Origin of the sequence: Nonomuraea aridisoli (assembly GCF_003236395.1) — a bacterium.
GTDB classification, from domain to species: Bacteria; Actinomycetota; Actinomycetes; order Streptosporangiales; family Streptosporangiaceae; genus Nonomuraea; species Nonomuraea aridisoli.
Map to the genome: position 1 here is coordinate 1 of NZ_POUD01000534.1, position 1,861 is coordinate 1,861.

1 protein-coding gene is annotated in these 1,861 nt (G+C 71.2%); it reads right to left on the bottom strand.

Translation table 11 applies throughout. From position 1 onward, the window contains the following. A partial coding sequence (locus tag C1J01_RS47860; protein ID WP_111185770.1) for an AI-2E family transporter occupies nucleotides 1-1,096 on the bottom strand: 1,096 nt, incomplete at its 3' end. Nucleotides 1,097-1,861 lie beyond the last annotated feature (765 nt).

The following is a 1,861-nucleotide window of genomic DNA, read 5'->3' on the forward strand; positions in this document are numbered from 1 at the left end:
GCTCGCCGTGGCTGGGGGGCTCGCCGTGGCCTGGGGGCAGCTCCGGGGGTTTGTGGCGGAGCTCCTGTAGCGCCCGATACAGGACCGCCGCCACCGGGACGGCCACGGCCGCGCCCGCGATGCCGGCCAGGATGCCGCCGACGGCCAGCACGAGGATGATTGCCAGCGGGTGGAAGTGCAGCGCCCGCCCCACGATCAGCGGCTGGAGCACGTGGTTCTCCAGTTGCTGCTCCACGACCAGGATGGCCAGGAAGATCAGCGCGTAGACGAACCCCTTGGCGCCCAGCGTGACGAGGGTCGCGACCGTGCCGGCGAAGAAGATGCCGACGATGGGGATGAAGCTGGCGAAGAAGATGAGCACGGCCAGCGGCGCCCACAGCGGCACCCCCATCCCGGCCAGCACGATGCCCATGACGAGACCGTGCACGGCGGCCACCGCGACCGTGCCCTGGACGTAGTGGGATAGCGTGGTCCACGCGGCCCGCCCCGCCCGGTCGACGCGCGGCGCCACCCCTCCGAACGCCTTCAGGAACCACGACCAGATCCGGTCGCCGTCCTTGAGCAGGAAGAACGTGACGAACAGCAGCAGAACGATGGACGCCAGCACCTCGACGGCCACCGCCCCGGCGGTCAGCACGGTGCCGGTGATGGCCGTGCGCTGGGCGTTGACCAGGGCCACGATCTCGTCGACGTAGCCGGTGATCTGGGCTTCCTGGAGGTGCAGCGGGCCGGTGATCAGCCACTCCTGCACGGCCCTGGCAGTCTCCTGGACCTGGCTGACCAGGTTGGGGAACTCCTCGCTGGCCCGCGCGCCGACGAGCCACCCGGTGCCGGTCAGCACGGCGAGGGCCACCAGCATGGTGAGCCACGTCGCGTAGATCGGGCGCATGCCCGCGTTGCGCAGACTTCTCGTCAGGGGGAACAGCAGGGCGGTGAGCAGCAGCGCGATCGCCACGGGCAGCACCACGAACGCGAGCCGGGCGACGACCTGGACGAAGTAGTTGACGACCACGCCGAGCAGGATCAGGCACCCGCTCCACGCGGCCATTCTGGCCAGCACAGGCGGCACGAGCTTGGTGGGGCGGTCGGTCAGCACGTGTTCAAGACTGGCACGTCCGCGCCCGGGATGCGCGCGGATAATCCACCGCTCATCTCACAGCGTCAAGCTGGAACCCACACGCACACCTCAACCCCCCACCCCGCACCGACTTCCGCCCCAAGGTGCCACGGGCGTACGGCAGAGGGGCGCGGGGTTTCGCGACATCGTCGGGTTTCGCGACCACCGGAGGAGTCGCGCACGGCAGAACGGCCACGTTCTCCGACTGGTCGTCGCGGCAGCGCGAAGGTCCTCCAGCGTGGCAGGGTGCGGCTCTCCGGGAGAGCCGCCGATGGCGGGAACGGGTGCTGGTACGCGGTGTCAGCTGGGCGGTGTCGTGGGGCGTCGTCCGGGCGGTGCCGCACTTACGGTGCCAGACGCACGGTGCCGCACACACATTGCCGACGCGCGGTGCCGCACGCACGGTGCCCGACGCGCGGTGCCCAACACGCGCGGTATCGGACCTGCGGTGCCCCACACGCGGTACCGAACGCACGGTGCCGAAGACGCGGTACCAAACACGCGGTACCGAACCCGGGTGCCGACGCACGGTGCCCGACTCGCGGGTTGTGTCGCACGTGCGGTGTAGGGCGGCCAATGCCTCGGACCGGCGGGGTACGGCCGGGCAGGCGCGGTCGGCGGCGTGAGCACAGACCCCGGCGTGATCGGGTTGGCGCGCACCCGGTGTGTTCGGGCGGTGGCGGGCGGGTGTTGGCCGCTTGGCCGCGCGGGTTGGCCGCGCGTGTTGGCCATGGGGGTTGGGCG